The sequence below is a fragment of the Janibacter corallicola NBRC 107790 genome (assembly GCF_001570965.1).
GTDB classification, from domain to species: Bacteria; Actinomycetota; Actinomycetes; order Actinomycetales; family Dermatophilaceae; genus Janibacter; species Janibacter corallicola.
Window position 1 is genome coordinate 108,868 of the sequence record NZ_BCSR01000004.1, and the last position, 20,364, is coordinate 129,231.

General features: G+C 71.8%; 21 protein-coding genes. 18 read left to right on the plus strand and 3 right to left on the minus strand.

Features of this window, described 5'->3' with window-relative positions; all coding sequences use genetic code 11:
- The first annotated feature begins 22 nt into the window (after positions 1 to 22).
- The 6 genes from JCO01S_RS03260 to JCO01S_RS03285 all read left to right on the plus strand — a co-directional run bounded on the left by JCO01S_RS03260 (position 23) and on the right by JCO01S_RS03285 (position 6,456).
- Positions 23 to 1,966 carry an aconitate hydratase gene (locus JCO01S_RS03260; protein WP_068250625.1) on the plus strand — a complete coding sequence of 648 codons (1,944 nt, stop codon included), beginning with the start codon at positions 23 to 25 and terminating at the stop codon, positions 1,964 to 1,966.
- A 41-nt stretch (positions 1,967 to 2,007) separates the two neighbouring features.
- Positions 2,008 to 2,559: a type 1 glutamine amidotransferase domain-containing protein gene (locus tag JCO01S_RS03265; RefSeq protein WP_068250628.1), complete on the plus strand. Its 552-nt coding sequence runs from the start codon at positions 2,008 to 2,010 to the stop codon at positions 2,557 to 2,559.
- 90 nt (positions 2,560 to 2,649) lie between these two features.
- Positions 2,650 to 3,096: an OsmC family peroxiredoxin gene (locus tag JCO01S_RS03270; protein ID WP_068250630.1), complete on the plus strand. Its 447-nt coding sequence runs from the start codon at positions 2,650 to 2,652 to the stop codon at positions 3,094 to 3,096.
- A 14-nt stretch (positions 3,097 to 3,110) separates the two neighbouring features.
- Positions 3,111 to 4,847 carry a dihydroxy-acid dehydratase gene (ilvD, locus tag JCO01S_RS03275; RefSeq protein WP_218002216.1) on the plus strand — a complete coding sequence of 579 codons (1,737 nt, stop codon included), beginning with the start codon at positions 3,111 to 3,113 and terminating at the stop codon, positions 4,845 to 4,847.
- A 312-nt stretch (positions 4,848 to 5,159) separates the two neighbouring features.
- Complete coding sequence (locus JCO01S_RS03280) at positions 5,160 to 5,564, plus strand: ankyrin repeat domain-containing protein (protein ID WP_068250632.1); 405 nt, start codon at positions 5,160 to 5,162, stop codon at positions 5,562 to 5,564.
- Positions 5,565 to 5,607: 43 nt separating this feature from the next.
- Positions 5,608 to 6,456, plus strand: a complete 849-nt coding sequence (locus JCO01S_RS03285; protein WP_068250635.1) for an EamA family transporter — start codon at positions 5,608 to 5,610, stop codon at positions 6,454 to 6,456.
- A 25-nt stretch (positions 6,457 to 6,481) separates the two neighbouring features.
- Here JCO01S_RS03285 and JCO01S_RS03290 read toward each other — a convergent pair whose 3' ends face one another.
- Positions 6,482 to 7,276: an alpha/beta fold hydrolase gene (locus JCO01S_RS03290; protein WP_068250637.1), complete on the minus strand. Its 795-nt coding sequence runs from the start codon at positions 7,274 to 7,276 to the stop codon at positions 6,482 to 6,484.
- 231 nt (positions 7,277 to 7,507) lie between these two features.
- Between JCO01S_RS03290 and JCO01S_RS03295 the strand changes: the two genes are divergently transcribed.
- The 6 genes from JCO01S_RS03295 to JCO01S_RS03310 all read left to right on the plus strand — a co-directional run bounded on the left by JCO01S_RS03295 (position 7,508) and on the right by JCO01S_RS03310 (position 11,818).
- The gene (locus JCO01S_RS03295) at positions 7,508 to 8,323 is read left to right on the plus strand and encodes a zinc-binding dehydrogenase (protein WP_218002212.1); all 816 of its coding nucleotides are present in this window, start codon (positions 7,508 to 7,510) and stop codon (positions 8,321 to 8,323) included.
- 1 nt (position 8,324) lies between these two features.
- Positions 8,325 to 8,438 carry a zinc-binding dehydrogenase gene (locus tag JCO01S_RS16060; RefSeq protein WP_245634313.1) on the plus strand — a complete coding sequence of 38 codons (114 nt, stop codon included), beginning with the start codon at positions 8,325 to 8,327 and terminating at the stop codon, positions 8,436 to 8,438.
- A 198-nt stretch (positions 8,439 to 8,636) separates the two neighbouring features.
- The gene (locus JCO01S_RS16170; RefSeq protein WP_245634314.1) at positions 8,637 to 8,915 is read left to right on the plus strand and encodes a hypothetical protein; all 279 of its coding nucleotides are present in this window, start codon (positions 8,637 to 8,639) and stop codon (positions 8,913 to 8,915) included.
- Positions 8,912 to 10,363: a calcineurin-like phosphoesterase C-terminal domain-containing protein gene (locus tag JCO01S_RS03300; RefSeq protein ID WP_245634315.1), complete on the plus strand. Its 1,452-nt coding sequence runs from the start codon at positions 8,912 to 8,914 to the stop codon at positions 10,361 to 10,363. Before JCO01S_RS16170 ends, JCO01S_RS03300 begins: the two co-directional genes overlap by 4 nt.
- Before the next feature lie 91 nt (positions 10,364 to 10,454).
- Entirely contained in the window at positions 10,455 to 10,670 is a 216-nt protein-coding gene (locus JCO01S_RS03305; RefSeq protein ID WP_068250640.1) for a metallothionein, read from the plus strand.
- Positions 10,667 to 11,818 carry a glutathione-independent formaldehyde dehydrogenase gene (locus JCO01S_RS03310; protein ID WP_068250644.1) on the plus strand — a complete coding sequence of 384 codons (1,152 nt, stop codon included), beginning with the start codon at positions 10,667 to 10,669 and terminating at the stop codon, positions 11,816 to 11,818. The genes JCO01S_RS03305 and JCO01S_RS03310 overlap by 4 nt, the downstream gene beginning before the upstream one ends.
- 19 nt (positions 11,819 to 11,837) lie before the next feature.
- Here JCO01S_RS03310 and JCO01S_RS03315 read toward each other — a convergent pair whose 3' ends face one another.
- Complete coding sequence (locus tag JCO01S_RS03315; RefSeq protein WP_068250647.1) at positions 11,838 to 12,122, minus strand: cupin domain-containing protein; 285 nt, start codon at positions 12,120 to 12,122, stop codon at positions 11,838 to 11,840.
- 79 nt (positions 12,123 to 12,201) lie between these two features.
- Here JCO01S_RS03315 and JCO01S_RS03320 point away from each other — a divergent pair, with 79 nt between their 5' ends.
- A complete protein-coding gene (locus JCO01S_RS03320) occupies positions 12,202 to 12,846 on the plus strand; it encodes a hypothetical protein (protein WP_157074456.1) in 645 nt (214 codons plus the stop codon).
- A gap of 392 nt (positions 12,847 to 13,238) precedes the next feature.
- Here the strand turns inward: JCO01S_RS03320 and JCO01S_RS03325 are convergent, their stop codons facing one another.
- Positions 13,239 to 14,354 carry an ROK family transcriptional regulator gene (locus JCO01S_RS03325; RefSeq protein ID WP_068250653.1) on the minus strand — a complete coding sequence of 372 codons (1,116 nt, stop codon included), beginning with the start codon at positions 14,352 to 14,354 and terminating at the stop codon, positions 13,239 to 13,241.
- An 86-nt stretch (positions 14,355 to 14,440) separates the two neighbouring features.
- On the opposite strand from JCO01S_RS03325, the gene JCO01S_RS03330 reads away from it, so the two are divergent.
- The 5 genes from JCO01S_RS03330 to galK all read left to right on the plus strand — a co-directional run.
- A complete protein-coding gene (locus tag JCO01S_RS03330) occupies positions 14,441 to 15,733 on the plus strand; it encodes a DUF1479 domain-containing protein (protein WP_068250655.1) in 1,293 nt (430 codons plus the stop codon).
- 123 nt (positions 15,734 to 15,856) lie between these two features.
- Positions 15,857 to 17,545, plus strand: coding sequence for a sodium:solute symporter family protein (locus tag JCO01S_RS03335; RefSeq protein ID WP_068250708.1), 1,689 nt, complete (start codon positions 15,857 to 15,859; stop codon positions 17,543 to 17,545).
- Positions 17,546 to 17,561: 16 nt separating this feature from the next.
- Positions 17,562 to 17,882, plus strand: coding sequence for a hypothetical protein (locus JCO01S_RS03340; RefSeq protein ID WP_068250658.1), 321 nt, complete (start codon positions 17,562 to 17,564; stop codon positions 17,880 to 17,882).
- Position 17,883: 1 nt separating this feature from the next.
- Entirely contained in the window at positions 17,884 to 19,248 is a 1,365-nt protein-coding gene (locus JCO01S_RS03345; protein WP_068250661.1) for a UTP--glucose-1-phosphate uridylyltransferase, read from the plus strand.
- A partial coding sequence (galK, locus tag JCO01S_RS03350) for a galactokinase (RefSeq protein WP_068250665.1) occupies positions 19,245 to 20,364 on the plus strand: 1,120 nt, incomplete at its 3' end. The genes JCO01S_RS03345 and galK, both read left to right, overlap by 4 nt.

The window sequence follows — 20,364 nt, forward strand, 5'->3', positions numbered from 1 at the left end:
GGTGGAGTCAGGAGGTGCACCAGTGGCACGCAACGTCGCCCAGAAGCTCATCGCGAACCACCTGGTCGAGGGGGTGATGGAGCCGGGCACCGAGATCGGCCTGTCCGTGGACCAGACCCTCACCCAGGACGCGACCGGCACGATGGTCATGCTCGAGCTGGAGTCCCTCGGCCTGGACCGGGTGCGCACCGAGCTGTCGGTGCAGTACGTCGACCACAACCTGCTGCAGACCGACGAGAAGAACCCCGACGACCACGCCTTCCTGCAATCCGCCGCCGAGCGTTTCGGCGTGTGGTTCTCGAAGGCCGGCAACGGCGTCTCCCACCCCGTCCACCAGGCCCACTTCGGCCGCCCCGGGACCACCCTCATCGGCTCGGACTCCCACACTTGCGCGGCCGGGGCCCTCGGCATGCTCGCCGTCGGCGTCGGTGGCCTCGAGGTGGCCATGGCGATGGCCGGTCAGCCGCTCTACGTCGCGATGCCGCAGGTGTGGGGCGTCGAGCTGACCGGTGAGCTGCCCGACTGGGTGTCGGCCAAGGACGTCGTCCTGGAGATGCTGCGCCGCCACGGCGTCACGGGTGGCGTCGGCCGGGTCATCGAGTACCACGGGCCGGGGCTGGAGCAGCTCACCGCGATGGACCGGCACGTCATCGCCAACATGGGCGCCGAGCTCGGCGCGACGGCCAGCGTCTTCCCTGCCGACGACGCCGCCCTGGACTACCTGGAGGCGGTCGGCCGCTCGAAGGACTTCACCCGACTCGTCGCGGACGAGGGCGCCGAGTACGACCTCACCGAGCACATCGACCTCTCCGGGCTGGAGCCGCTCATCGCCATGCCGTCCTCCCCCGGCAACGTCGTGCCCGTCGCCGAGGCCGCCGGCGAGGAGGTCAGCCAGGTCGTCGTCGGCTCGTCCGCGAACCCGGGCCTGCGCGACTTCGCCGTCGTCGCCGAGATCCTTCAGGGTCGGCAGTCCCACTCCGGCGTCTCGGTCGACATCAACCCCACCTCCCGGGAGGTCCTCGCCGACCTGATCTCCGGGGGGTGGCTCACCTCGCTCGTGGCCTCAGGGGCACGCATCCACCAGTCCGGCTGCCTGGGCTGCATCGGCATGGGGCAGGCGCCGGCGACCGGCCGGAGCTCCCTTCGAACGATGCCGCGCAACTTCCCCGGCCGCTCCGGGAGCGAGGAGGACTCGGTGTGGCTCTGCTCGCCGGAGACCGCCGCGGCCGCGGCACTGACCGGGCGGATCACCGACCCGCGCACCCTGACCGAGAGCCACGACCTCACCTACCCGCGCCCGACCATGCCCGACCGCTACAGCACCGTCGCGGGGATGCTCGAGGAGCCGCTGCCGCCGGAGGAGGCCGAGCGGGTCGAGCTGGTCAAGGGGCCGAACATCTCCACGTTGCCGCAGTTCGATCCGGTCGAGGACGACCTGTCGGTGCCGGTCCTGCTCGTCATGGGCGACGACGTCTCCACCGACGAGATCATGCCGGCCGGCTCCCGGGTACTCCCCTTCCGCAGCAACATCCCGAAGATCTCGCAGTTCTCCTTCAGCCGGATCGACGGGTCCTACGCGCAGCGGACGAAGGGGGCCGAGCACGGCCACGTGGTCCTCGCCGGGGAGAACTACGGGCAGGGGTCCTCCCGGGAGCACGCCGTCATCGGGCCGCGCTATCTCGGCCTGCGCGCGGTCATCGCGGTCTCCTTCGCCCGCATCCACTGGCAGAACCTCACGAACTTCGGGATCGTGCCGCTCGAGCTGGACGACCCCGAGGACCTGCAGGCCGTCTCCGTCGACGACGAGGTCGTCCTGGAGGGGCTGCACGACGCCCTTCGCTCCGGCCGGGGGCTCACCGCGACCATCGGCGGACGAGAGGTCGGCCTGCACCACACGCTCTCCGACCGGCAGGTCGACATGGTGCTCGCCGGTGGGCGCATCCCGTTGACCGCACAGTCGATCTGAGACCCGCACGAGCACTCCGACACCCAACAGGAGGAACAGTCATGCAGGACCTCAGTGGCACGAAGGTGGCCGTCCTGCTCGCCAACTCCGGCGTGGAGCAGGTCGAGCTCACCACTCCGTGGCAGGCGCTCTCCGGCGCCGGCGCACGGATGACCCTCATCGCCCCCGAGGCGGGAACCGTCCAGGCCTTCACCAACGACGTCGAGAAGGCGGACACCTTCGAGACCGACGTCGTGCTCGGCGAGGCCGACCCCGACGACTACGACGCCCTCGTCCTGCCGGGTGGGACGACCAATGCCGACCGGCTGCGGCTGGAGTCCGACGCCGTCGGGTTCGTCCGGTCCGTCGCCGGAGCCGGCAAGCCGATCGCGGCGATCTGCCACGGACCGTGGGCCCTCGTCGAGGCCGATGTCGTGCAGCGCAGGACACTGACCTCGTTCCCCTCGCTGCAGACCGACATCCGGAACGCGGGCGGCACGTGGGTCGACGAGGAGGCCCACACCTGCACCGCGGGGAACTTCACCCTCGTCACCAGCCGCAACCCCGGAGACCTCGACGCCTTCGTCGACGCCGCTGCGGAGGCCTTCGGCTGAGCCCGGCCCGGCCGCGCCGACGGAGCCATCGACGCTCGCATTTTTCACGGCTACATTGGGTGTAAATGTGAGACGAGAGAAGGGATCAGCATGAGCATCGCCGACCGCACCACCACGACGACCTGGGAGGGGCCGCTGGCCTCCGGGACCGGGACCCTGCGCGGCTCCAGCAGCGGGGCGCTGGACGACCAGCAGATCACGTGGGCCTCGCGCACCGAGGCCCCGGGCGGCAAGTCCAGCCCCGAGGAGCTGCTCGCGGCCGCCCACTCCTCGTGCTTCTCGATGGCCCTGTCCCTCTGTCTCGGGGAGAACCAGACGCCCCCGACGAAGCTCGACGTCGAGGCGACGGTCTCCCTCGAGGAGGTCGAGGGCAAGCCGACGGTGACCACCTCGAGGATCACCGTCACGGCGGTCGTGGAGGGCATCGACGAGGCAGGCTTCACCTCGGTCGTCGACGAGGCCGCCGCGCTCTGCCCGGTCTCCCGACTCTTCGCCGGGGCCAAGATCAGCGTGAGCGCTACGCTCGAGAAGGTGTGATCCCCACCGGAAGGATGACCACGATGTCCTCGCAGACCGACCCGAGCACGGCCCTCCGCAACCGGATGAAACCCCGCTCGTGGGAGGTCACCGACGGTCTGGAGCGAACCGCCGCGCGCGGGATGCTGCGCGCGGTCGGGTTCGGGGAGGAGGACTTCGACAAGCCACAGATCGGCATCGGGTCCAGCTGGAACGAGATCACTCCCTGCAACCTCTCGCTGCAACGCCTCGCGGCCGCGGCCAAGGACGGGGTCCGCGAGGCCTCGGGGGTGCCGATGGAGTTCGGCACGATCTCGGTCTCGGACGGGATCTCCATGGGACACGACGGGATGCACTACTCCCTCGTCTCCCGCGAGGTCATCGCCGACTCGGTCGAGACGGTGATGCAGGCCGAGCGCCTCGACGGCTCGGTGCTCTTCGCCGGCTGCGACAAGTCCCTGCCCGGGATGATGATGGCCGCCGCCCGGCTCGGCCTGGCCTCGGTCTTCGTCTACGCCGGCACCGCCATGCCGGGACTGGCCCGGATGCTCGACGGCTCGGACCGGGAGATCACGATCATCGACGCCTTCGAGGCGGTCGGCGCCTGCCAGGCCGGCCGGATCGAGCAGGAGGACGCCGACATCGTCGAGCGTTCCTTCTGCCCCGGTGAGGGCGCCTGCGCCGGCATGTACACCGCCAACACGATGGCGAGCATGGGCGAGGCGCTCGGGCTCTCGCTGCCGGGGAGCGCCTCGCCCCCTTCGGCGGACAAGCGCCGCACGGTCATCGCCCGCGACTCCGGTGCCGCGGTGGTCGAGATGCTGCGGGCCGGCATCACCGTGCGGGACGTGCTGACCACGGCGGCCTTCGAGAACGCCATCACCGTGCTCATGTCGCTCGGCGGCTCGACCAACGCCGTGCTGCACCTGCTCGGCATCGCGAACGAGGCCGGCGTGCCGCTGACCCTCGACCGCTTCGCCGAGATCTCCGCCCGCACCCCGCTGCTGGCAGACGTCAAGCCCTTCGGGCAGCACGTGATGCGCGACGTGGACCACGTCGGCGGCATCCCGGTCGTCATGCGGGTGCTGCTGGACGCCGGTCTGCTGCACGGGGACGCGCTGACCGTCACCGGGCGCACGGTCGCCGAGAACCTCGCCCACATCGACCCGCCGCTGCCGGACGGGCACGTGCTGTACGGCTCCGATCGCCCCTACCGGACCACCGGCGGACTGGCCGTGCTGCGCGGCAGCCTCGCCCCGGACGGCGCGGTGGCCAAGGCCCCCGGCTTCTCCTACCAGACCTTCCGCGGGCCCGCCCGCGTCTTCGAGGGGGAGCGCGCGGCGCTCGACGCGCTGGCCGCCGGCGACATCGAGGACGGGTGCGCCATCATCATCCGGCAGGAGGGACCGCGCGGCGGTCCGGGGATGCGGGAGATGCTCGCCATCACCGGAGCCGTGAAGGGTGCCGGCATCGGGGAATCGACCCTGCTCATCACGGACGGGCGCTTCTCCGGCGGGACGACCGGCAACTGCATCGCGCACGTGGCGCCGGAGTCGGTCGACGGCGGCCCGATCGCACTCGTGCGCGACGGCGACACGATCTCGCTCGACCTGGCCACCCACACCCTCGACCTCGAGGTGGCCGAGACGGAGCTGGAGTCGCGCCGCGCCCGGTGGGAGCGCCCGCCCGGCACGAGCGCCGGAGTCCTGGCCAAGTACGCCGCACTCGTCGGGTCCGCCTCGGAGGGCGCGGTCTGCCTCCCGGGGCGGTGACCCCACCAGCCGGTCGGTTGGCCTGCTCAGCCCCAGGTCGACGTGGTGCATCTCCACCTCCCGCAGCCGGTGCGCCGGGCAGCCGGGACCGGCGTGCTGCCTCCGCCCGTGAAGCCGGCGTTGGGCCAGCCCTCCGCCGGGAGCCCTCCTCGATCTCGGCGCCGCGCTGCTCGGCAGCGGCACAGAGTGCCACGGCGCGGCTCGTATCGGCCTCGAGGTCGACGCGCATGCCACGAGTATCCGCTCCGGGCGTCGACGAAGGGGGACTTCGCCCCCCTCGCGGGGGGCGAGACCGTCGACCACACTGGGACCATGACCGAGCACCCCGATCCTCCTGCGGACGGCCCCTCGGAGGAGACCCTCGAGCTGGCCCACCAGCTCTTCGACTGGGCCCGCGAGGGGCAGGTCGATCGCCTGGCCGCCTACGTCGACGCCGGCGCGCCGGTCGACCTCGCCGACCCGGACGGCAACACCCTGCTCATGCTCGCCGCCTACCACGGGCACGCCGACCTCGTCCGTGCGCTCGCGCAGCGTGGCGCCGACGTGGACCGGCTCAACGACCGCGGCCAGGCGCCGGTTGCCGGCGCCGTCTTCAAGGGTGAGGGGGACGTCATCTCGGTGCTCCTGGAGCACCGGGCCGACCTCGACGCGGGCCACCCCACGGCCCGGGAGACCGCCGTGATGTTCGGGCGGACCGACCTGCTGCCCGACGAATGAGCGGGACCCGGCACCCCGGCGGTGCAGGTCCCGCGCGGCTGACGTGACCATCGGCATCCAGGGCGTCCTCCTGCTCGTGCTCGGCACCGCGGTGCTGCACGCGGCGTGGAACGCCATGGCCAAGTCGATCGGTGACCGGTGGGTGTCCTCCGCGCTGATCGGGACGGTCAACGGGGCCTTCGGACTCGTGCTGATCGGCCTCTTCGGCGTCCCCGCCCCCGCCTCGTGGCCCTACCTGGTCGCCTCCGCGCTGCTGCAGGCGACCTACCTCGTCCTGCTGACCCACTCCTACGCCCACGGAGACCTCTCGCGTCTCTACCCGATCCTGCGCGGGACCTCACCCGTGGTGGTGACGGCCGTCGCGGTAACCGTCCTCGCGGAGCGCCTGAGTCCGCTCTCCTGGCTCGGGCTGGGCGTGCTGGTGGGCGGGATCGCGCTGCTCGCCTGCGCGCGCGGCCTCCCCCGGGCCGACACCGGCCTGGTGCTGGCGCTGTCCGCCGGCCTGGTCATCGCCTGCTACAGCCTCAGCGATGGCGTGGGCGTGCGGATCGCGGGCGACACGGGGGCGTACATCGGCTGGATGTTCGCGCTGCAGGCGCCGACGCTCCTCCTCTTGTGCCGCTGGCAGGCCGGCAGGACCTTCTGGGGACGGATGTGGACGCACGCACCCGTCGGGCTGCTCGGTGGCGTCTTCTCGGTGATCTCCTACGGCACCACGGTGTGGGCCCAGAGCCGGGCACCACTGGCCCTGGTCGCGGCGCTGCGCGAGACGAGCGTGGTCTGGGGGGCCCTCCTCGGCGGGCTGCTCCTGAAGGAGAAGCTGACAGCCACGGAACGGGCGGCCGTGCTGGCCGTCGCAGCCGGGGCCGTGGTCCTGCAGGTCGGCGCCTGACGGGCCGCCCGGCACGGCGCGCTCGTCAGCGACGGGTCGCGAGGAGGGCGTCCGCCAGGCCGCGGGGATCCTCCACGGCCGCGAAGTGGCCCACTCCGGGCAGGTCCCGGATGCGCGCGTCGGGGAGGGCCTCGACGATGATCTCGGCGGCCTTCCTCGGGCAGACGTCGTCCTCCTCGCCCACGAGCAGGTCCACCGGGACGGTGATGTCACCGAGTGCTGGGGTGATGGGCGCCGGCGCCATGGAAGCCATCGCGCGGGCGCCGTTGGCGTAACCGGCCCCGTCGCCCAAGGCGTCCAGACGCGCGGCCCGCCGCGCCGCCCAGTCCCGTGGTGGATGGTGCACGGCGGCCGTGAGGAGCCGGCCGGCCGCCTCCCGGGCCGCGGCGGCCCCCTTCGCCTCGATCGCGGTGGCGTCGGCGAGGAAGGACTCCGCCGCCCGGCGACCGACCACGCTGCTCGTCCCCAGACCGACCGCCCTGCGCACCAGGGGGTCACCGGACGTCGCCGCCGACAGGACCACGGCCCCGCCCATGGAGAAGCCGACGAGCACGCTCGGCCCGACCGCCTCCACGAAGCCGAGGACGTCACCGGCCAGCTGCGCCAGGCTGCCGTCGGCCGCGCCCAGCGGGCTCCTGCCGTGCCCGCGCACATCGATCGCGTAGCTGGTCACGTGCGGCCGGAGCAGGTCCTGGACCTCGGCCCACGACGAGCCGTCCTCCCCGATGCCGTGGACCAGCACCCATGCCGGGCCGCCGTGGTCACCGACCTTGCGGTAGTGGATGTCGATGTCTCCCGCGGGGACCACTCCCTGCTCCATGCCACGTCTCCTCGTCTCGTCGCGGTGGGCCCTGTCGCGGCCCGAACCGGCTGATCCATCATGGGGAGACGCCAACGGAGAAGACAAGGAGCCCTGTGAAGCACGTGCCCGCCTCCTCCCTGATGCGCGCGGTCCGCCTGCCCCGGCACGGCGGCGCCGAGGTGCTGGAGCACGTGACGGTGCCGGTGCCGACACCCGGACCCGACGAGGTCCTCGTCGAGGTCGCGGCGGTTGGCGCTGAACAACACCGACGTGTGGACCCGCGAGGGCGCCTACGGCCTGCCCGGCGACCCGACGGCGCTGGCCGGGTGGCGCGGGCCGATCACCTTCCCCCGCATCCAGGGCGCGGACATCGCCGGGCGGGTGTGCGCCACGGGCCGCGGTGGCGACGAGTCCCTGCTGGGCCGACGCGTGCTGATCGACCCGGCCCTCTACGACGACGAGGGGGAGGACGCGAACCCGATCGGTCTGCTCGGCAGCGAGCGCGACGGAGGGTACGCGCAGTACGTCGTGGCGGCGGCCGACCGCGTGCACCTCGTCGAGGGCACGCCCCTCACGGACGAGCAGCTCGCCTGCCTGCCGACCGCGTACGGCACCGCGCTCGGGATGATGGAGCGGGGGCGCGTGCACGCCGACGAGACGGTCGTCGTCACCGGGGCCTCCGGCGGGGTCGGCCTGGCGCTGGTGCAGCTCGCGGCCGCCCGCGGCACCCGCACGATCGCGGTCACGAGCACCGCCAAGGTCGACCAGGTCGCGAGCGCCGGCGCCGACCACGTCGTCGACCGGGCCGGCGACGTCTGGGAGCAGGTCGGCCGCATCGCGCCCGAGGGGGTCGACGCGGTCCTCGACGTCGTCGCCGGGCCCGGCCTCGCCACCGGCGTGCCCACGGTTCGTCGGCGGCCGTTGGGTCGTCGCGGGCGCCCTCGGCGGGTACGCCGTGGACCTGGACATCCGTCGGCTGTACCTGCACAACATCGCCCTGATCGGGTCGAGCATGCACACGCCCGCGCACTTCCGGATGCTTGCCGAGGTCGCCCGTCGTGGTGACGTGCGGCCCGTCGTCGCCGCGACCTACCCGCTCGCCGAGGCGGGTGCGGCACAGGCCGACCTGGCGACTCGCCAGCACGTCGGCAAGCTGGTCATCACCCCCTCCGAGGACTGACCGAGGTCAACTCGTCAGCGTCCTGCTGCTCGAGCTCGGCGGCTGAGGACGCTGACGGTTTCCTGACGGGGATTTCACCGGGCTCCACCCGGCCCGTCGCGTGCACCGGCGCCCGCGATCACGGCCGGTTCACATGCCGCCACCACGGTGGACGGCGGCCGCACCCCGCGGCCGTCACCACACATGGAGGACACAGGCATGCCCCTGACGCCGACCAGGACCATCGCGCCGATCGCCACCGGCGCCCTCACCCTCTGCCTCGCAGCGATCCCCGTCGCCGCAGCGCCCACGCACGCGGCCCCCGCCAATGCCACATCCGCCCAGGCCGCGCCGGCCTCCCCTTCGCAGGGGAAGGGCGGGACCTACCAAGGGGAGGTGGAGGTCGTGCCCGGCCCCGACGCCGACCAGCAGACCCTCGACGGGGTCGTCTTCGAGGACCGCAACCAGAACGTGGCGAGCGCGGGATCAAGGGCGTGAGCGTCTCGAACGGCCGCGAGGTCGTCACGACCGACGCCAAGGGCCGCTACGAGCTGTCCGTCGACGAGAACACCAATGTCTTCGTCACCCAGCCGGCCGGCTACCAGGTGCCGGTGGACGAGGACAACATCGCGCAGTTCTCCTACGTCCACCTGCCGACGGGTTCCCCCGACCTGAAGTACGGCGGCATCGAGCCGACCGGTGAGCTGCCCGACGCGGTGAACTTCCCGATGGCGCGCTCGCAGCAGACCAAGGTGCCGCAGCAGAACTGCATCATCGGCGGCGACGTGCAGACCTACACCCGGCAGGAGGTGGAGTACGCGCGCACGGGGGCCTTCACCGACCTCGCGCAGCGCGACGACTACGCCGGCTGCGGGGCACTGTTCCTGGGTGACATCGTCGGCGACGACCTCTCGCTGTACGACCAGACCCGCGGGCTGACGAGCATGGTCAACGGCCCCGTCCGGATGCTGCCGGGCAACCACGACCTGGACTACGACGCCTCCAGCGAGCACCGCTTCGACACCTACCGCTCGCAGTTCGGCGCGGACTACTACTCCTACGACGTCGGCAACATGCACGTCGTCGCGCTCGACAGCGTGCAGTACGCGGCCGGCGCGGACTACTACGGCGGCCTCGGCGAGGATCAGCTGGAGTGGCTGCGCCAGGACATCGCCACGGTGCCGAAGCAGAAGACCGTCGTGCTCGCCGCGCACATCCCGCTCGTGGACTACGTCGACCAGGCCGAGAGCACGCACCAGGTGCAGGAGACCAAGGAGGTCCACGAGATCGTCGCCGGCCACGAGGCGATCGCCCTCGGCGGGCACAGCCACATCACCGCCGGCGCGATCTCGGGTGACTGGTACTCCGGCCGGCTCGGCGAGGCGGGCGTGCCGACCGCGCTGCAGCGGGACGGCGCCCGGCCGGGCGTGCTGACCCTCCAGTCGCGACCGGACGGGCGCAGCGAGCGCTTCACCGTCACCGGTGGCGACGAGAGCACCCAGATGAACGTCGGGGTCAACACGCCGCGGTACCGCGAGTGGTTCGAGGCCCACCGCGAGGCGGACGGCGGCGCGCCGGAGCTGGCGGAGCCGAACCGCGTCTCGAGCGAGGACCTGGCGGAGGGCACGTACCTCACGGCGAACGTCTTCGCCGGCTCCACCGGCAGCGGCGTCACGATCGCCGTTGACGGCGGCGAGGCGAAGGAGGCGACCCGCACCCAGCCGATGACGGGTGAGGCCCGCAGGGTCGGCGCCCTGTGGTCCGACCCGGTCGCGGTGCAGGAGCAGCTCGTCCACGGCGGCAGCGTGGCCGACAGCTCGATGCACCTGTGGCGGCTGCAGCTGCCGACCGACCTGGCCGCCGGCGAGCACACCGCCGAGGTGACGAGCACCGACCGCTACGGCAACACGAGCACCGAGACGATCGACTTCACCGTCACCGACTGAGCACGGGCCACGGCCCCGGTGGCGCTCCGGGCATGACCGGTGCGCCACCGGGTAGTGCCGGTCTGACACCGAATGAAGGAGTGATCAGGCCATGGCCGTGTGCGAGGTCTGTGGGAACGACTACGACAAGAGTTTCGACGTGGTGCTCGCAGGAGCGACGCACACCTTCGACAGCTTCGAGTGCGCGATCCACGCGGTGGCCCCGCGCTGCGAGCACTGCGGGTGCGCCGTCATCGGGCACGGCACGGAGGCGGACGGGCGCTTCTACTGCTGCGCGCACTGCGCGCGCGAAGGGGGCGGGCGATGAGGGCGGTCGTGTACCACGGGCCGTACGAGGTGGCCGTCGAGGACGTGGAGGACGCTCGCGTCGAGGACCCGACCGACGTCCTGGTCCGGGTGACCACGAGCGCGATCTGCGGATCCGACCTGCACATGTACGAGGGCCGTACCGATGCCGAGCCGGGCATGACCTTCGGCCACGAGAACATGGGGATCGTCGAGGAGGTCGGGTCGGGGGTCGCCTCGGTCCGGAAGGGCGACCGGGTCGTCATGCCCTTCAACGTCGCCTGCGGGTTCTGCGAGAACTGCCGTGCCGGCAAGAGCGCCTTCTGCCTAACCGTGAACCCGCCGGGTGCCGGTGGAGCCTACGGGTACGTGGGCATGGGGCCGTTCGGGGGCGGTCAGGCCGAGTACCTGCGGGTGCCCTTCGCCGACTACAACTGCGTTCCGCTGCCGGAGGGTTCCGAGCACGAGCAGGACTTCGCGCTGCTCGCCGACATCTTCCCCACCGGCTACCACGGCACCGAGCTCGCGGGCGTTCGTCCCGGTGACACCGTGGCGGTCTACGGCGCCGGACCGGTGGGGCTGATGGCCGCCTACGCCGCCCGTCTCAAGGGCGCCAGCCGGATCTTGTGCGTCGACAAGATCCCCTCCCGCCTCGACCTCGCCGAGCAGATCGGGGCCGAGCCGATCGACTTCTCGAAGGGGTCCCCGCCGGAGCAGATCGCCGATGCGCTCGGCGCCGACGGCGTCGACCGCGGCGTGGACGCCGTCGGGTACCAGGCCACGGCCGAAGGGGGCGAGGAGCAGCCGGCGCTCGTGCTCAACCAGCTCGTCGAGACGGTCCGGCCCACCGGGTCGATCGGCGTCGTCGGCCTCTACCTACCGTCCGACCCGGGTGCCCCCGACGAGCACTCCGCCAAGGGCGAGCTGCTCTTCAAGGTCGGGTCCTTCTTCGAGAAGGGGCAGCGGATGGGCACCGGCCAGGCCGACGCCAAGCAGTACGCGCACTTCCTGCGGGACCTGATCATCGAGGGCCGCGCGGAGCCGAGCTTCGTCGTCTCCCAGGAGCGACCGCTCTCCGAGGCCCCGGACGCGTACCAGCGCTTCGACGATCGCGAGGAGGGCTACTCCAAGGTGCTGCTGCAGCCGGGCGGCCGGGATTCCGGGAAGTGACGTCGGGTCGAGCCCCGCGTCACTTGACCTCGACCTCGACGAAGGCACACTCCGCGTCGGAGTCGTTGACGATGTCGTGGGTGCTCCCCCTGGGCCGGGTGTAGGACGCACCCACCACGAGCTCGTTGTCAAACTCCTCGTCCGGCGTCACCACCCGGAGGGTGCCCGCGACCGTGGGGACCACGACGTAGTCGAGCTCATGGGTGTGCATCCCGGTCCTGGTGCCCGGTGGGAAGCGCCACTCGGTCACCCGCATCACCTCGGTGTCGATCTGGACCGTCGCGATGGCCGTCGTCTCGCCCATGGCCTGAGGCTACGACCCCGGCCCGCCCAACCGGACCTTCCGCACGCCCCGGCGACCGAGGGACTGGCAGGATCGGTGCATGGACACGCCATCTGCGGACCGGGGCGAAGTGCGGCAGCCGCCTGCGGCGGCATGGGCCATCTTCGAGGAGGAGGTCCTCGGTGCGCCGTGGGGGTCGATCGCCAAGTCGGAGCTGGAGTTCAAGGTCTTCCGGCTGCTCATGGCCACCGGCTCGCTGGACGCCACGGCCGGTGACGGTCAGATCGCCGCACGGCTCAAGGTCCCGGTCTCACGAGTGCGCACCCTGCGCTACCGCCTGGACCAGGAGTCGATCGGGGACGACTACCTCGCAGCCGTCATCAAATCCTTTGAAGTGCACCGGACCGAGCCGTCCACGGATGTGCACCTGGCCATCGACTCGCGGTACCTGCGGGAGCGCTTCGTCGAACGGCTGCGGGCGGAGCGGATCGCCGTGCGCCGTGAGCTGGCCGGTGAGCTGCTCCGTTTGGAGCTGACCGACCTCGTCTCCTTCGTCCTCATGGCCGACGACGTGCCACCTGCTGACCGGCAGGCCCTCATCGGCGATCTCGTGCCCGCGTGGCGTGAGCGCGAGGGATCGGCGTGGGAGACGTCCGTGCGCTCCGCCTCCGCGGTGCTCTCGGCCGCGTCCGACGCGCAGGACCTGGCCAAGGGGCTCCTCGCCGTGCTGGACAAGGCCTTCTGACGCGAGTGCGCGATCGGTCCCACTGGTGACGTGGTCGACGACGTCGTCATGGCGCGCACGAGGAGGGCAGCCGCCCTACCCTCCTCGTGCGCGCCACCCGTGGACCTTCACCCACCAGCAGGCCACCACGAGGCGAAGGGGGTTGCCCGCCGGCGACTACCCCGTCGCCATCGGCGAGGACGTCGTCGCGTCGGAGCGCAAATCCCTCGCGGACCTCTCCTCCAGCCCCACCAGGGCAGGTACTACTCGCGGGTACGACGGGCACTCGTCAGGTCGAGCGGACGAAGAACCCCGGAATTCCGGGGTTCGGCATCGGAGCTCGTCGGTGAGTGCCCGTCGTACCCGCGCGTAACCTGGGGGAAGACGCCCCCGGGAGGAGGGGCCCCCGCTTCTCACCGCTCGGCGATGACGAGCCGGCGCAGCTCCTCGACCGCGTGCGCGCGCACACCCGTGAGCACCGGATCGACCACCTGCGCGGCCCGGATCGGGACCGGCCGGTCCGACCCGGCGCACTCGCTCGCGACCGCGGCCAGCACGGCGGGGTGGCTCCCCCAGGGACCGCCGAGCAGGACCTCCCGCGGGTCGAGCAGACCGACGGCCGCGGCGATCACCCCGCCGACCGCGGCGCCGAGGTCCTCCAGCAGCTGCTCGGCCGTGGGGCCCCCGGCGTCCACCCGCTCCAGCAGCAGCTCGACGTCGACCGCGGTCGAACCAGCCTGCCGCAAGCCCAGCTCGGCGAGGACCCGGGTGAAGGGCATCGCCCTCCCGCCCGGACCGACCGTGACCACGTGGGCGACCTCGCCGGCCAGCCCCTGGCCGCCGCGACGCACCTCGCCGTCGCTGACGACCGCCCCGCCGAGCCCCTCACCGAGATGCAGCAGCAGCACGTCCCCGGCGGCGGGGGCGGCGGCGAGCTCTGCCCGCGCGGACCAGTTCACGTCGTTGTCGACGAGGACCTGCCCTGCGACGAAGGGGGACAGCACCGCCACCGGGTCGAGGTCACCGACGAGGAAAGGCATCTCCGGCAGGTGGACGAGCCGGCCGCTCTCCCGGTCGACCGGGTCGGCGGCGCCGACCACGACGCTGCGGACCGGCCCCGCGAGGCCGGCGGTCACCCCCTTCGCCACCGTCGTGAGGGCCGTGGCGACGCTCTCCCGACTGGCCCCGGGCGAGAGCGTCTCCTCCGCACGGGCCACCACGTCGCCGAAGGGGTCCACGGCCTCGGCGACCACCGCTGCGGGGTCGATGGTGACGGCAAGGGCGTGGCCGCACTCCGGGGAGAGCGAGTAGTAGGTCCCGACCCGACCACGACCGGTGGTGCGTTCGCCGGTGTCGCGCAGCAGGCCCGCCTCGGTCAGTCGGCGCACGCTCTCCGAGGCGGTCGGCTTGGACAGCCCGGTCTCGACGGCCAGCTCGGCGCGGGTGTGGGCCCCGCCGACCATGACGGCACGCAGGACGGTCTCGTCGGTCACCGAGCGCAGCAGCTCCGGGGAAGGTCGGGTGGGCACGCGGTCATTCAGTCAGGACTCTTGCCCAAAGGTCAAGGCGCTGCTACCTTGATTCAAGTTAAGGACATTGACCAAAGGAGTTCGGCGTGACCACCACCGCGAGCCGGCAGACCCTGCCCGCCCTGCCGCACTGGCAGACCGAGCCGGCGGACCTGGCCGCAGCGATCCGCGAGATCAAGCCGGCGCTCCGGGAGCGCATCGAGGCCTCGGGCCGCAGCGTCGAAGAGGCCTTCGCCGCCGTCGAGTCCCGTGTGCTCCCCCGGGTGCGTGAGGTGGTCGCCGCCCGCGAGGCCGGCGAGCCGGTCTGGCCCACGATCGACTACGACGACATCGCCGCCGGGACCGTCACCGACGAGCAGCGCGAGCTGGTCTCCCGCCGCGGCTGCCTCGTCGTGCGGGGCCACTTCGAGCGCGAGCAGGCGCTGGCCTGGGACGCGGGCGTCGTCGACTACGTCGAGCGCAACTCCTTCTTCGAGAACTACCGCGGCCCCGGCGACGACTTCTTCGGCAGCGTCGGCTCGACGCCGGAGATCTACCCCATCTACTGGTCCGGGCCGCAGATGGAGGCCCGCCAGAGCGATCGGATGGCGCGGGTCCAGTCCTTCCTCAACTCCTTCTGGCGCCACGAGTCCGAGGGCCGGCAGTGGTTCGACCCCGAGCGCGACGCGCTCTACCCCGACCGCATCCGGCGTCGCCCCCCGGGCACCGACTCCGGCGGGCTCGGCACCCACTCCGATCCGGGCACCCTCGACCTGTGGATGACCTCGGAGTACCAGCAGGCCTTCCGGCACCTCTTCGACGGGGACGTCGAGGCCTACGACCCCTGGGACGCCGCGCACCGCACCACCGGTCCGCAGTACCCGGGTTCCACGATGTGCTCGGCCTTCCGGACCTTCCAGGGCTGGACCGCGCTCTCGGACATGGACCACGACCAGGGCGTGCTGCACACCGTGCCCGTCCCGGAGGTCATGGCCTACCTCATGCTGCGCCCGCTCCTGCACGACGTGCCCGAGGACGAGATGTGCGGCGTGACGACCGGGCAGGTCTTCCCCGCGAGCGAGCGCTGGCACGCTGACGTCCTCGAGGCCCTGACCGGCATCCCCGACGTGCGCGCCGGTGACTCGGTCTGGTGGCACTGCGACATGATCCACAGCGTCGCGCCCGTCACCGACCAGCGCGGCTGGGGCAACGTCATGTACATCCCCGCCGCGCCGTGGTGCCCGCGCAACGAGCGCTACGCGGAGTCGGTGCGCGAGGCCTTCCTCACCGGGTCCAGCCCGTCGGACTTCCCGGCGGAGCACTACGAGCGGGACTGGAGCGGTCGCTTCACCCGCGAGTCGCTCAACGAGACCGGGCGGCGGGGCCTCGACCTCGCCTGAGCCTGCTCCCCCTCGGGGCCCCCTTCGCAACACCGGGACGGCGTCCACCCACGAGCCCCGTTGTGGGAGTAACGTTCGGAGGTCACAAACGATCTGCTCCCGGGAAGGGATGAGCACATGATCATGGAGGCGAGCACACTGCGGCTCGACGCCAGCTGGGTGGACTACCTGCTGATCGCGATCTACTTCGCGTTCGTCCTGTCCATCGGCCTCGTCGCCCGCCGGTCGGTCTCGACCAGCCTGGACTTCTTCCTCTCGGGGCGATCCCTTCCCGCGTGGGTGACGGGTCTGGCCTTCATCTCGGCGAACCTCGGTGCCGTCGAGATCATGGGGATGTCCGCCTCCGGCGCGGACTTGGGCATGCCGACCTTCCACTACTACTGGATCGGCGCGATCCCGGCGATGCTCTTCCTCGCCGTGGTGATGATGCCCTTCTACTACGGCTCGAAGGTCCGCTCGGTCCCGGAGTTCATGCTCCGCCGTTTCGGACCCGGCGCGCACCTGGTGAACTCCATCAGCTTCGCCATCGCGCAGGTGCTCATCGCGGGCGTGAACCTCTACCTGCTCGCGACGATCATCAACACCGTCCTCGGCTGGCCGATCCTCGTCTCGACCGTCGTCGCGGCCGTCGTCGTCCTCTCCTACATCACCCTCGGCGGACTGTCGGCGGCGATCTACAACGAGGTGCTGCAGTTCTTCGTCATCGTCGCCGCGCTGACCCCGCTGACCGTCCTCGCGCTGAACAAGGTCGGGGGCTGGGACGGCCTCACGGCGAAGATGACCGCCGCCGGGAACGAGGGACAGCTCAGCTCCTGGCCGGGCACCTCGCTCACGCAGTTCGACTCCCCCGTCTGGTCCGTCGTCGGGATCATCTTCGGGCTCGGCTTCGTGCTCTCCTTCGGCTACTGGACGACGAACTTCGTCGAGGTCCAGCGGGCCATGGCGAGCAAGGACATGAACGCCGCCCGCCGGGCGCCGATCATCGGTTCCTTCCCCAAGATGTTCATCCCCTTCGTCATCATCCTGCCCGGCATGATCGCCGCGGTGATCGTGCCGGAGCTCTCGAAGTACAAGGCCAACGGCGGCACCGGCGGCAACGTCACGTACAACGACTCGCTGCTGCTGCTCATGCGCGACCTGCTGCCCAACGGCCTGCTCGGCGTCGCGATCGCCGGTCTCATGGCAGCCTTCATGGCGGGCATGGCAGCGAACATCTCGGCCTTCAACACCGTGATGAGTTACGACATCTGGCAGACCTACGTGCAGAAGGACAAGCCGGACGAGTACTACACGTCCTTCGGGCGGTGGGCCACGGTGGTGGCGACGGTCATCGCCATCGGGACCTCGCTCTTCGCGGGTCAGTACAGCAACATCATGGACTACCTGCAGACCCTCTTCGGGTTCTTCAACGCGCCGCTCTTCGCCACCTTCATCCTCGGTATGTTCTGGAAGAAGATGACGCCGGCGGCCGGCTGGACCGGGCTCGTCGCAGGCACCCTCGCGGCACTGTTCGTCGCGATCCTCTCCCAGGACGCGCTCGGCGCGGCCAGCATCGGTGCGCTGCCCCTGGGCGGCCAGGGTGCCGCCTTCGTCGCGGCCGGTGCCGCCTTCGTGGTGGACATCGTCATCTCCGTCGTCGTCACCCAGTTCAGCCGGGCCAAGGACGAGGCCGCGCTGCGTGGCCTCGTGTACTCGCTGACCCCCAAGGCGGACCTCGCCGGTGAGCCGGTGGCGCACGCCTGGCAGTCCCCTGTGAAGCTCGCCGGGCTCTCCCTGGTGTGCGTCATCGTCCTCAACGTGATCTTCAGATGAGGAAGGCACCGATCTCATGAGCAACGAGAAGACCCCCGGCGCGCACGGCGCCCGACGGCACACCGCCGGTGCCTTCGACATCCGCAACATCATCGGCGCCCTGCTGGCGATCTACGGCGTCATCCTGCTGCTGGTCCATTTCCTCCAGGGCAGCAGCGACGCCACCCGCGGCCAGACCCACGACATGGCCAACCTGTGGACCGGCCTGGTCCTGCTGGTCGTCGGCATCGCCTTCTTCGTCTGGGCGAAGGTCAACCCGACCGTGGTCGACGAGGACGAGCTGGAGACGCAGGAGAAGCGCGAGCTCGGGACCCCCGGGTCCACCAGCTCCGACTGACGTGCCCGCGGAGCACATCGAGGCGACGCTCCGGGTCACTCGGGCCGACGGCGCGACCGACCCGGAGCTCTCCAGCCTGCGTCGCCGGCTGGACCAGCTCGCCGACCCCGGCGCCGGCATGCTCCCGGGCGAGAGCCTCACCCCGCTCCCGGACCTGCCGCGGCTCGCGGAGCTGCCGGAGCCCGAGGATCCGCGCGATCTCCTGGACCGTGTCGCCGTGGTCAAGGTCAACGGTGGCCTCGGCACGAGCATGGGCCTGACGGCGCCGAAGTCGCTGCTGCAGGTCAAGCCGGGCAACAGCTTCCTCGACGTGCTCGCCGCGCAGGTGCTCGGGGTGCGCGAGCGCCACGGCACCCGGCTGCCGCTGCTGCTGATGAACTCCCGCACCACCCGGGAGCCCTCGCTCGCGGCGCTCGATGCGTATCCGGCTCTGGCGCAGCAGGACTCGCTGCCGCGGGACTTCCTGCAGGGGCGGGAGCCGAAGCTGCGCGCCGACGACCAGATGCCGGTGCAGTGGCCGGCCGATCCCTCGCTGGAGTGGTGCCCGCCCGGGCACGGCGACCTCTACACGGCGCTGGCGGCGAGCGGCACGCTCGAGGCGCTGCTCGACGCCGGAGTCCGGTGGCTCTTCGCCTCCAATGCCGACAACCTCGGCGCCGTCGTGGACGCGCGGATCCCCGCGTGGATGGCGGCGACGCACGCCCCCTTCGTCATGGAAGCGGTGCGCGGCACCGCCGCCGACCGCAAGGGCGGTCACCTGGCGCTGCGGGACGGACAGGTCGTGCTCCGCGAGACCGCGCAGGTGCCGAAGGGGGACGCCACGTTCACCGACGTCGACCGGTGGCGCTACTACAACTCGAACAACCTGTGGATCGACCTCGAGGCGCTGCGCGCGCTGCAGGTCGAGCAACCGGGCGGGCCGGACCTGCCGCTCATCGTCAACCGCAAGACCGTCGATCCGCGGGACCCGGACTCCACACCCGTGCTGCAGCTCGAGACCGCCATGGGCGCGGCGATCGGTGAGATCCCCGGGGCCCGGGCGCTCGAGGTGCCGCGGACCCGATTCGCTCCGGTGAAGACCACGGACGACCTGCTCGTCGTACGCTCCGACGCCTACGAGCTGACCGGGGACGGGCGCATGGAGCCGACCTTCACCGGCCCCGGTCCTGTCGTCACCCTCGACCGGGAGCACTACAAGCAGCTGCCGGACCTGGAGCGGCACTTCCCCCGCGGGGCGCCTGGGCTGCGGAGCGCTCGCAGCCTGCGGGTCGACGGCCCGGTGACCTTCGGCGCCGGCGTGCAGATCGAGGGCGACGTGCACCTGACCGGGCCGATGACGGTGCCGGACGGAGAGGTGCTCTCATGACGCCGGTGGAGCGAGCGCGCACCGCCTTCGCGGAGGTCTTCGGCGGTGCGCCGCAGGGCTGCTGGTGGGCGCCGGGCCGCGTGAACCTCATCGGCGAGCACACCGACTACCAGGGCGGATTCGTGCTGCCGCTCGCGCTGCCGCAGGGCGCCGCCGTCGCCGCCCGGGCCCGCTCGGACCGGGTCCTGCGGGTGCACTCGCTGCACGCCGGGGGTACCGCTGAGATCGACCTCGACGACGTGGCTCCCGGGACGCCGGAGGGGTGGCTGGGCTACCTCGCCGGTGTCGGGTGGGCCCTCACCCAGGCCGGTCACCGGGTGCCCGGGCTGGACGTCGTGCTCGACTCCGACGTGCCGATCGGGGCGGGCCTGTCATCCTCGGCCGCGATCGAGTGCGCCGTCGCCGTCGCGTGGGACGACCTCGCCGGGCTCGGCCTCGACCGGGACGCCCTGGCGGCCGCCGCGCGGCGCGCGGAGAACGACGTCGTCGGCGCCCCCACCGGAGTGATGGACCAGATGGCCTCGCTGCACGGGCAGGAGGGGTCGTTGATGTTCCTCGACACGCGCTCGATGGACATCGAGCAGGTGCCCCTGGAGCTCGCGGAGCACGGGCTGGCGCTGCTCGTCATCGACACCCGGGCACCGCATGCGCTCGTCGACGGGGAGTACGCCGAGCGGCACGCCTCGTGTGCGCGCGGGGCCCAGCTGCTCGGGGTGAGCGAGCTGCGGGACGTGCCCGTGGAGGGGCTCACGGATCGGCTGGCCACGCTTGAGGACGACCTGCTGCGGCGTCGGGTGCGCCACGTCGTCACCGAGAACGACCGCGTCATGCGGCTCGTCGGCGTGCTGCGCTCGGGCGCGGACCCGCGGTCGGCCGGGACGCTGATGACGGCCTCGCACGTGTCGATGCGCGACGACTTCGAGATCACGGTGCCGCAGGTGGACGCCGCCGTCGACGCCGTCCTCGCCGCGGGGGCGCACGGCGCGCGGATGACCGGCGGGGGTTTCGGCGGGTGCGTGCTCGCGCTCGTGGAGGCGGGGTCCGCCGGCGCGGTCTTCAACGCCGTGGCGGGTGCCTACGAGGAGGCGGGCTTCGACCCGCCGACATCCTTCATCG

Bases quoted from the DNA above. Each gene is read 5' to 3' on its own strand.
- JCO01S_RS03335 (WP_068250708.1), top strand. From the start codon at position 15,857: ATGGAGGCGAGCACACTGCGGCTCGACGCCAGCTGGGTGGACTACCTG.
- JCO01S_RS03280 (WP_068250632.1), top strand. From the start codon at position 5,160: ATGACCGAGCACCCCGATCCTCCTGCGGACGGCCCCTCGGAGGAGACC.
- ilvD (WP_218002216.1), top strand. From the start codon at position 3,111: ATGACCACGATGTCCTCGCAGACCGACCCGAGCACGGCCCTCCGCAAC.
- JCO01S_RS03310 (WP_068250644.1), top strand. From the start codon at position 10,667: ATGAGGGCGGTCGTGTACCACGGGCCGTACGAGGTGGCCGTCGAGGAC.
- JCO01S_RS03320 (WP_157074456.1), top strand. From the start codon at position 12,202: ATGGACACGCCATCTGCGGACCGGGGCGAAGTGCGGCAGCCGCCTGCG.
- JCO01S_RS16170 (WP_245634314.1), top strand. From the start codon at position 8,637: ATGCCCCTGACGCCGACCAGGACCATCGCGCCGATCGCCACCGGCGCC.
- JCO01S_RS03305 (WP_068250640.1), top strand. From the start codon at position 10,455: ATGGCCGTGTGCGAGGTCTGTGGGAACGACTACGACAAGAGTTTCGAC.
- JCO01S_RS03340 (WP_068250658.1), top strand. From the start codon at position 17,562: ATGAGCAACGAGAAGACCCCCGGCGCGCACGGCGCCCGACGGCACACC.
- JCO01S_RS03315 (WP_068250647.1), bottom strand. From the start codon at position 12,122: ATGGGCGAGACGACGGCCATCGCGACGGTCCAGATCGACACCGAGGTG.
- JCO01S_RS03270 (WP_068250630.1), top strand. From the start codon at position 2,650: ATGAGCATCGCCGACCGCACCACCACGACGACCTGGGAGGGGCCGCTG.
- JCO01S_RS03265 (WP_068250628.1), top strand. From the start codon at position 2,008: ATGCAGGACCTCAGTGGCACGAAGGTGGCCGTCCTGCTCGCCAACTCC.
- JCO01S_RS03290 (WP_068250637.1), bottom strand. From the start codon at position 7,276: ATGGAGCAGGGAGTGGTCCCCGCGGGAGACATCGACATCCACTACCGC.